7 protein-coding genes are annotated in these 9,090 nt (G+C 71.4%); 2 read left to right on the top strand and 5 right to left on the bottom strand.

What is annotated here, in order from left to right:
• Window positions 1-376: rodlin (locus AWZ10_RS17740; RefSeq protein WP_060891547.1), on the bottom strand; the 376-nt coding region annotated here is incomplete at its 3' end.
• 250 nt (window positions 377-626) lie between these two features.
• Between AWZ10_RS17740 and AWZ10_RS17735 the strand changes: the two genes are divergently transcribed.
• Entirely contained in the window at window positions 627-1,052 is a 426-nt protein-coding gene (locus AWZ10_RS17735) for a rodlin (protein WP_060891546.1), read from the top strand.
• Between the two features lie 86 nt (window positions 1,053-1,138).
• Here the strand turns inward: AWZ10_RS17735 and AWZ10_RS17730 are convergent, their stop codons facing one another.
• Window positions 1,139-3,064 (bottom strand): AMP-dependent synthetase/ligase, encoded by a 1,926-nt coding sequence (locus AWZ10_RS17730; protein WP_060891545.1) that lies wholly within the window; start codon window positions 3,062-3,064, stop codon window positions 1,139-1,141.
• A gap of 123 nt (window positions 3,065-3,187) precedes the next feature.
• Here AWZ10_RS17730 and AWZ10_RS17725 point away from each other — a divergent pair, with 123 nt between their 5' ends.
• The gene (locus tag AWZ10_RS17725) at window positions 3,188-3,823 is read left to right on the top strand and encodes a chorismate mutase (RefSeq protein WP_046706806.1); all 636 of its coding nucleotides are present in this window, start codon (window positions 3,188-3,190) and stop codon (window positions 3,821-3,823) included.
• A gap of 26 nt (window positions 3,824-3,849) precedes the next feature.
• On the opposite strand, the gene AWZ10_RS17720 is transcribed toward AWZ10_RS17725, so the two are convergent.
• The 3 genes from AWZ10_RS17720 to AWZ10_RS17710 all read right to left on the bottom strand — a co-directional run.
• Window positions 3,850-5,448: a vWA domain-containing protein gene (locus tag AWZ10_RS17720; RefSeq protein WP_060891544.1), complete on the bottom strand. Its 1,599-nt coding sequence runs from the start codon at window positions 5,446-5,448 to the stop codon at window positions 3,850-3,852.
• A 158-nt stretch (window positions 5,449-5,606) separates the two neighbouring features.
• On the bottom strand, window positions 5,607-6,530 hold the full coding sequence (locus AWZ10_RS17715; RefSeq protein ID WP_173531583.1) for an ABC transporter permease: 924 nt from the start codon (window positions 6,528-6,530) through the stop codon (window positions 5,607-5,609).
• Window positions 6,527-9,090: alpha/beta fold hydrolase (locus AWZ10_RS17710; RefSeq protein ID WP_060891543.1), on the bottom strand; the 2,564-nt coding region annotated here is incomplete at its 5' end. The genes AWZ10_RS17710 and AWZ10_RS17715, both read right to left, overlap by 4 nt.

Here is a 9,090-nt window from a genome sequence, read left to right as displayed (position 1 = left end):
TGTCCGAGAGGATCGGGATGTCGGACAGGAGGTGCGACAGCGGCTCGTCGCCCTTGGCCTGGGTGGAGTTCTCGGTGCACTGCTGGTTCTGCGGCGCGGACAGGATCGGGACGTCCTGGAGGACGGCCGCTGCCGCGCCAATGGTGTTGAGCTTGGCGGGCAGAGCGATGCAGGGCTTGTTGAACGAGCCCTGGATCAGCGCCATCTGCGGGCTCATGTCGCCGTACGTGGCCGAGTTGCCGTACGCCTGGTGGGCGTCGTTCCCGCTGAAGGACGTGGTGCCGCCGTCATCGGCGAGCGCCTGGGGTGCGGCGACGGTCGAGACTCCGACGACGGAGGCGGCAATCGACGCTACGGCCATAATCTTCTTGATCACTTGCATTCCCTTCTGGAAAACCCCGTTTCCACCGGAGCACCATGGACAACTTCTCCAGGGCTCCCCGGTTGCTCTCATTCACTCCGTCGGCCCATGCGAAGGAGTGGAAGCGGGCGTGCGGGAGTGTTGCCGACCTCTGGAACCATCCGTTGCGAGCGGGCCGAACGGGTGATGTGCCGAAACCGGTCGGGGTATGCCGCCGTTGCTGCCTGAGCAGGGACCCGCGGGTCCGCCAGGAAAGGAATGCGAAATGCTCAAGAAGGCAATGGCCGCGGTCGCGGTCGCCGCTTCCATCACCGGTCTCGCGGCCGCCGCCGCCCCTCAGGCGCTCGCCGACGACGGTGGGACCACGTCGTTCAGCGGCAACGGTGCCAGCCAGGCGTTCGGCAACTCCGTGACCAAGGGCGACATGAGCCCGCAGCTCTCGCTGGTCCAGGGCTCGCTCAACAAGCTCTGCATCGGCCTGCCCGCCAAGCTCAACACCGCCGCGGCGGCGGGGGCCGTCCTCCAGGACGTTCCGGTCCTGTCCGCGCCGCAGAACCAGCAGTGCACCGAGAACTCCACCCAGGCCAAGGGTGACGAGCCGCTGTCGCACATCCTGTCCGACATCCCGATCCTCTCGGACAACGGCAACGGCAACAACAACGGCGGCGACAACGCCGCGAAGCACCACTGACGCCACCACCGCACGCACGAAAAGCGGGTCGCCGAGTTCATCGGCGGCCCGCTTTCGTGTGTCCGGACGGGTGTCGGCCCCGCGTCTCACTTCTTCGCGTACAGCGACTCGATCGCCGCCGCGTACGCCGCCGTGACCGCGTGCCGCTTGATCTTCATCGACGGGGTGAGCAGGCCGTTCTCCTCGCTGAACTCGCCCTCCACCACCTTGAACTCGCGGATGGACTCGGCTCGGGAGACGGCCTGGTTGGCGTAGTCGACGGCCAGTTGGACGTCGGTGCGCATGCGGGGGTCGGCGACGATCTCGGCGAGCGGGGTGTCCGGGGACATGCCGCGGACATGGAGCCAGTGGGTGACGTCCTCGGGGTCGAGGGTGATGAGGGCGGCGACGAAGGGGCGGTTGTCGCCGACGACGATGCACTGGCCGACCGGCGGGCGGCTGCGCAACCGGTCCTCCAGGACGGCTGGGGAAACGTTCTTGCCGCCGGAGGTGACGAGGATGTCCTTCTTGCGGCCGGTGATGGTGAGGTAGCCGTCCTCATCGAGGGCGCCGAGGTCGCCGGTGGCGAACCAGTCGTCGGTCAGGGCGGCGTCGGTGGCGACCGGGTTGTTCCAGTAGGTGCCGAAGACGATGCCGCCCTTGATGAGGACCTCCCCGTCGTCGGCGATGCGGATCGCGGTGCCGGGGACGGGCCGGCCGACAGTGCCGGGGCGGGGCTTGAGCGGCGGGACGATGGTGGCCGCCGCGGTGGTCTCGGTGAGGCCGTAGCCCTCGTAGACGATGATCCCGGCGGCGTAGAAGAAGAGGTTGAGGTCGCGGTCGAGCGGGGAGCCGCCGCTGATGGCGTAGCGCATCCGGCCGCCGAGTTCCCTGCGGATGCGGCGGTAGACCAGCAGGTCGTACAGGGCCCAGGCGGCGTGCACACCGGGGGTCGGGCCGGGGCCCTGGTCCAGGAACCTGTCGAGGTGGGCGCGGGCGAAGCGGACGCCGAAGCGGTGGGCGCGGTCGAAGGAGGCGCCGCGGCCGATGCGTTCTGCGGTGGCGCGGCCGGTGGCGTGGATCCGCTCGAAGAGGTAGGGGACGCCGACCAGGAAGGTGGGGCGGAACTTCTTGAGCGCGGGCCGCAGTTCGTCGGGCTTGATGCTCGGGCAGTGGCCGATCTCGATGCGGGCCATCAGACAGGCGATCTGGATCGTACGGCCGAGGATGTGGGCGAGCGGGAGGAAGAGGAGGGTGGAGGCGACCTGACCGGAGATCTCCTTGAAGATCGGGTGGAGCAGTTCGACCGTGTTGGCGGCCTCCGCGTGGAGGTTGGCGTGGGTGAGGACGCAGCCCTTGGGGCGGCCGGTGGTGCCGGAGGTGTAGCAGATGGTCGCGGCCGTGTCGGGGGTGAGTGCCGCGCGGCGCTTGGTGACCTCGTCGTCGGGGACGCCCCGGCCCAGGTCGGCGAGGTGGGCAAGGGCCTCCCGGTCGATCTGCCAGACGTGCGGGGGCTGGGAGTGGCGGGCGGTGGCGGTGGCGACGGCCTCCGCGTTCTCGGCAGCCTCCGCGACCACGAAGCGGGAGCCGGAGTCGCGGACGATCCACTCGATCTGCTCGGGCGAGGACGTGGCGTAGATGGGGACGGACTGGCCGCCGGCCGCCCAGACGGCGAAGTCGAGGACCGTCCACTCGTAGCGGGTGCGGGACATCACCGCGACACGACCGCCCGGTTCGAGACCGGCGGCGATCAACCCCTTGGCGGTGGCGGTGACTTCGCGGGCGAAGGCGGCGGCGGTCACCGGGTGGTAGGTGCCGTGGTGGTCGGCGCGGCGCAGGACCACCGCGTCGGGGGCCTCGGTGGCGTTGACGAAGGGGAGGTCGGCGATGCTGCCGCTCGTCGGGCGGGGTGCGAGGGCGGGCGTGCTCGCCTCACGGACGACGCCCTGCGCGTCCTTGACGACCTCGACCCTGACACGGTCGGTCAGGCCGCCGCGCCGCTTCGCCCGGTTCAAGTCCTTGTGTACGCCCATCGCCGCTCCCCGAGGCCTCACGACCGCTTCATTACCGACGAGTCAACTTACCGGTAGGTAAGGAATTTTCAATGGTTGGGTGAGACTCCGGGGGACGGGTGGGGCGTGTGATAGGCCTGGATCATGCGCCCCCACCGCCTCAGGTCCTTCCTGATCTCCGTCCCGGTCTCCGTGTGCCTCTCGTCCGCCCTGGCTCTGTCCGGTGCCGTGCCGGCCGTCGCCGCGTCCTCCTCCACCTCCACTCCCCCTCGTACGGCTGCGGGCCCCCGGTCGCTCACCGTGCTGACGGATCTCTTCGCCGAGCGACTGCTTGTCGCGGACAAGGTGGCGGCGGCCAAGTACGGGACGGCCACGCCCATCGACGATCCCGTACGGGAGAAGGCGATCCTGGACGACGTGGCCGGGCGGGCGGTCGGGCTCGGCCTCGATCCGGATGCCGTGACCGCCGTGTTCCGGGACCAGATCGAGGCCAACAAGCTGGTGCAGCGCGGCCTTTACGCCCGCTGGGACGCGCATCCGCAGGAGCGGCCCACCGAGCGGCCTGACCTGGTGAAGGACGTGCGGCCGGTGCTGGACCGGATCACCACGCAACTGCTGACCGCGCTCCAGGAGACGGAGTCCCGGCGGGCCGGGGCCTCGTGCGAGCCCTGGCTGCGGGTGGCGGCGGCACGGTCCGCGTTCGCACACCGCCTGGACCTGCTGCACGGGGAGGGGCTGGCGCGCGCGCTGCCCTCGGTGTGCGGGACGAGGCAGCCCTAGCCCATCAGGGTGTGCGGGACGAGGCTCTAGCCCATCAGCCGGTCCGCCGTCCTGATCGCCTCGGCCAGGGCGCGCACGTCCTTGTCCTCTCGGTCCCTCGCCAGGTCGTCGGCCCGGTAACCCAGTCGGCGGAGGGTCGGGCGGGCCGGGAGGTCGGTCCAGCGGCCGTCCTCCTGGCGGAGGGAGTCGGCGAAGTAGGCTGCCACGGCGGCCACTTGGAGGCCGTACGGGGAGGCTTCCCACAGGTCGTCGTGGAGTGCCGATGCCTCCAGGCCGGCCGACTCCTCGTGCGGGGTGCGGTTGCCGGGGTCCAGCCAGCGGACGGTGGCGGTGGCGAGGTGGCCGCCTTCGGTGCCCTCCTTGGTGCGGACGGCGTAGAGGGCGGTGACGGTGTGGCCGGGGCCGACCTCGCCGCCGTCCACGCGGTCGTCGCGGAAGTCCTCGTCGGCGACCTGCCGGTTGTCGTAGCCGATCAGGCGGAACTCCTCGACCGTCGCCGGGTCGAAGGAGACCTGGGCCTTGGCGTCGCGGGCGGTGAGGTCGACGTGGCGCGGGAGTTCCTCGCAGAAGACCTCCTCGGCCTCCTCCTCGGTGGCGACGTAGGTGGTGTGGCCGTCTCCCTGGTCGGCGAGCTGTTCCATGAGCGCGTCACCGTAGTCGCTGCCGACGCCCACGCCGAAGAGGGTGATGCCGTGTTCGCGGCGTTCGCCCGCGATGCGTTCGAGGATGGTCTCGGCGTCGGTGGAGCCGGTGTTGGCCAGGGCGTCGGAGAGGAGGACGACCCGGTTGGTCGCGCCCTTGCGCAGGCCCTCGACGGCGGTCTCGTAGCCGGTCTCGACGCCCGCCGCGAGGTTGGTGGAGTCGGTGGGCTCCAGGCCGTCGACCGCCTCACGGATCTCGCCCCGGTTGTCGTCGAGGCGGGTCATCGGCAGGACGGTCTCGGCCTCGTCGCTGAAGGTGACGATCGCGACGGAGTCGTCGTCGCGCAGCCGGTTCGTCATCGTGCGCAGGGCGTCCTGGGCGAGGTCGAGTCGGCCCGGTTCGGACATGGAGCCGGAGACGTCGATGACGAAGGTGAGGGCGGCGGGCGGGCGCCTGCTGTCGCCCTCGGCGGCACGGGTGGCCAGGCCGACGCGGACCAGGGACCAGTCCTCGTCGGCGGTGCGGGCGCCGTCGACGGTGACCGAGAAGCCGTCGCCGTCGGGGCGTTCGTAGTCCTGGCGGAAGCTGTTGACGAACTCCTCCGGGCGGACCGTCGACGGGTCGGGCAGGCTGCCGTCGTCCAGGGTGCGGCGGGCGTAGCCGTAGGAGGCGGTGTCGACGTCGAGGGCGAAGGTGGAGAGGTAGTCGGGGGTCGGGGCGAAGTCGCCGGAGTCGTCGCCCTGTTGTTCGCCGCGCTGTTCGCCGGTCCCGGTGCCCTCGGGCGCGGGGGCCGGGAAGCCGTCCGCCTTTCCGCCGCCCTGTCCCCGGTCGTGCGACGAGGAGCTGTTGCCGTCGCCGCTCGCGCTGCAGCCGGTGAGGAGCAGGGCGCCGGCCGCGCCCAGGGCGAGGAGTGCGGTGGTCATCCGTCGCCGTGCCGTCGGCCTCGCCGTCGTCGTCGGCGCGTTCCTGCGATACGTGTGCATCCGGGCCCCCTAGCCACGTCATCCGTCGCCTTTCGTGGGCGACTGTTGTGACTGTGACGGCGGAGGGGGCCCGGATGTGCGCCACGGGGTGTTGCGGATGCGTCTCGAAGCGGCCACGGCGGGGGTCCGTCGAGACCGGTGGGTGATCCTCCGGTGACCTAGGAGACGACGTCCTTGCGGCCGAAACCGCGGAAGGCCAGGGCGAACAGCACCAGCGCGTACGTTACGGAGACCGAGACGCCCTGGATCATGTCGGTGTACTCGGGCTGCGGGCGGACGACGTCCAGCCAGGCGTACTGCCAGTGCGCGGGCAGGAAGTCGCGCCAGTCGCCGAGGGCGGTCACCGAGTCGAGCACATTGCCGACGATGGTGAGGCCGACGGCGCCGCCGACCGCGCCGAGCGGGGCGTCCGTCCTGGTGGACAGCCAGAACGCCAGGGCGGCGGTCACCAGTTGGGACACGAAGATGTACCCCACCGTGATCAGCAGCGCCTGAGCGGCGGCGCCTTGCGCGATCTCACCACCGGTGGGCAGTTCCAGTGGGCCCCATCCGTATGCCACCGAGCCGACGGCGAGCGCGACGACCGGCAGCAGCACGATCGCCGCCAGGCTGAGGGTGAGGCCGACGACGAGTTTGGACCACAGCAGCCGGGCGCGCGGCACGGGTGCGGCGAGGAGGTAGCGCAGGGAGGACCAGCTGGCCTCCGAGGCGACCGTGTCGCCGCAGAACAGCGCGACGGGGATGACGAGCAGGAAGCCCGCGGCGGCGAACAGGTTCACCGCGGCGAAGTTCGCGCCGGACGCCGTCGCCGTGTCCATCAGGTTGACCCGGTTGCCGCCCTCCTCGCCGGGTGTGCCGCCGACCTGGAACGCGATCAGCAGCACGAGCGGCAGGGCGAACAGGATGCCGCCCATGACCATCGTGCGGCGGCGCTTCAGCTGCCGGACCAGCTCGACCCGCAGGGGCAGGGTACGGCCCGCGCGGTAGCCGTCGGCGACCTCGACGGGCTCTTTGTGCCCGGGGTGTCCGGGTTCCGTACGCGCGGGTTCTGCGTGCTCGGCACGCTCGGCCAGCGTGCTCATGCGGACTCTCCGATCAGGGTGAGGAAGGCGTCTTCGAGGCGGCGGTGCGGGCCGACCGACTCCACGGGGATCTCCAGCCGCACGAGTTCGGCGACCAGACGCTGGGCGCTGCCGTCGGCGTCGAGGCGGACCACCAGGCCGTCGTCGGCGCGGACGGCCGAGTCGACGCCCGGCAGCGCGGCGATCTTCTCGACGACCGGCTCGTCCACGGGTTCGGACGTGCCGACCAGGAGCGTGTCGCCGGAGCCGACGATCTCGCTCACGGGGCCGGCCTGGACGAGCTTGCCGTGGTCCATGACGACCAGGTGCGTGCAGGTCTGCTCGACCTCCGCCAGCAGGTGGCTGGAGACGATGACCGTGCGGCCGGCCGCCGCGTAGCGGATCATGACCTCGCGCATCTCGCGGATCTGCGGCGGGTCGAGTCCGTTCGTCGGCTCGTCGAGGATCAGCAGGTCGGGCAGGCCGAGCATGGCCTGGGCGATGGCGAGGCGCTGGCGCATGCCCTGGGAGTAGGTGCGGACCGCGCGGGCCAGGGCGTCGCCGAGGCCGGCGATCTCCAGGGCCTCTTCGAGGTGGGCGTCCTCGGCCGGGCGGCCGGTTGCGGCCCAGTACAGCTCCAGGTTCTCGCGGCCGGACAGGTGCGGGAGGAAGCCCGCGCCCTCGACGAAGGCGCCGACCCGGGAGAGGACCGGGGCGCCCGGCACGATCGCGTGGCCGAAGACACGGATCTGGCCGCCGTCCGGCTGGATCAGGCCCATCAGCATGCGCAGGGTCGTCGTCTTGCCCGCGCCGTTCGGACCGAGGAGGCCCAGGACCTGGCCCTTCTCGACGCGGATGGAGAGATCGCGGACGCTGTAGCGGTCGCCGTTCTTGTACTTCTTGCTCAGGTCCGTGATCACGAGCGGGACCTCGGCGAGCGCGGGGTCGGGAGCCGGGGTGACGATCCGCCGGCGGCCGGTGACGAGGAGGACGGCCGCGATCACGGCGCCACTGATCGGCAGGTACCAGACCCAGGCGGGCAGGACGTCCGTGCGGTCGGCCCGGGCGAGCGGTGTGGGCACCTCCAGATCGCCCTTGAGAGAGACCGTGTACGTCGCCGGGGCCGTCGGGGAGGCATAGCCGAGGTCGGTGGAGGCGAGGACGAGGCGGAGGCGGTGGCCGTCGTCGAGTTCGTGGTCGATGGCCGGGAGGGTGAGCTTCACGTCCTTGCCGGCCTTGGCACCCTCGACCCGCAGGGGCTCGACCAGCTGGGAGGGGAGGACCTGGGACCTGCCGTCCGGGCCGACGTCGTAGACCTTGGCGAAGAGGACGGCGTCCTCACTGGTCGACTTCACATGGACGGTGGCCGTGGGCGAGCCGGTGATCTGGAGGTCGTCCGCGACGGGCTTCGACTGGAAGGCGGCGAACTGGCCGGGGAAGTCGAGGGAGATGCTGACGCCGAGCGAGGACAGCTGGGCCAGGCCGCCGCCGGCGCCGAGGCCGGGGAGGGCCGACACGGCGGGCGGGTTGGCGCCGGCCGGGTTGTCGAAGCTCTGCTCGCGTCCGGTGAGGGCGATCGACGTGGGGTCGCTCTCCAGGCCCGGGTAGGTGTCGTCGGTCGTACCGCTCAGGCGGGTTTCTCCGTCGCCGGAGCCGGCGCCGAGGGTGCGGGTGACGCGGAACGCGGAGCCGGTGTCCGCGCTCTTGTCGTCCTTGAGGTAGCGGTCGAACCAGGCGTTCGTCCGGGCCTGGACGCGGGAGGTCTCCATGTCGCCGCCGTCGTGACCGCCGGAGATCCAGTCGACCTCCACGGGCGCGCCGTTGGCCTTGATCGCCTTGGCGGCGGCGTCGGCCTGGCCGAGCGGGAAGAGGGAGTCGGTCTGGCCCTGCAGCAGCAGCGTGGGCACCTTGATGCGGTCGCCGACGGCCTCGGGGCTGCGCTCGTCGAGGAGCTTCACGGCCTCCGCGTCGGGCTGCCCGGACTCGGCGACCCGCTGGTACATCTCGCAGAGCCGCGTCTCGAACTTCTCGCAGCCGCCGCCGGTGTTGACGAACAGGCCGGCCCACAGCTTCTTGAAGACGCCGTTCGGGAAGAGGGCGTCCGACAGGTTCCAGTAAGTGATCGCGGGCGCGATGGCGTCGACCCGGTCGTCGTACCCGGCGGCCAGCAGTGAGATCGCACCGCCGTACGAGGCGCCGGCCGCGCCGAGGCGCGGGTCGCCCTTCTTGTCCAGCTCCACCTCGGGCCGCTCGGCGAGCCAGTCGATGAGCTTCGAGACGTCGGCGACCTCGCCCTTGGGGTCGTTCAGGCCGATCTTGCCGGTGGACTCGCCGAAGCCGCGCGCGGACCAGGTCAGCACCGCGTAGCCGTCGCGGGCGAGGGCTTCGGCCTGGCTGCGGACGTCGTTCTTGCTGCCGCCGAAGCCGTGGCCGAGCAGGACGGCCGGGCGGCGGCCGTCCCCGCCGGAGGTGAAGTACGAGGTGTCGATGCGTACGCCCTCGGCCGTGTCCATGGCCTGGTCGGTGCGGGTCACCGGCGCCGCCTCGTCCGAGGCGGTGGCCGTCCAGGTGCCCGCGCCGG

The organism is Streptomyces europaeiscabiei (genome assembly GCF_001550375.1).
GTDB lineage: Bacteria > Actinomycetota > Actinomycetes > Streptomycetales > Streptomycetaceae > Streptomyces > Streptomyces europaeiscabiei.
The sequence above is the reverse complement of the archived record's forward strand: the minus strand, read 5'-3'. Positions and strand labels throughout refer to the sequence as shown.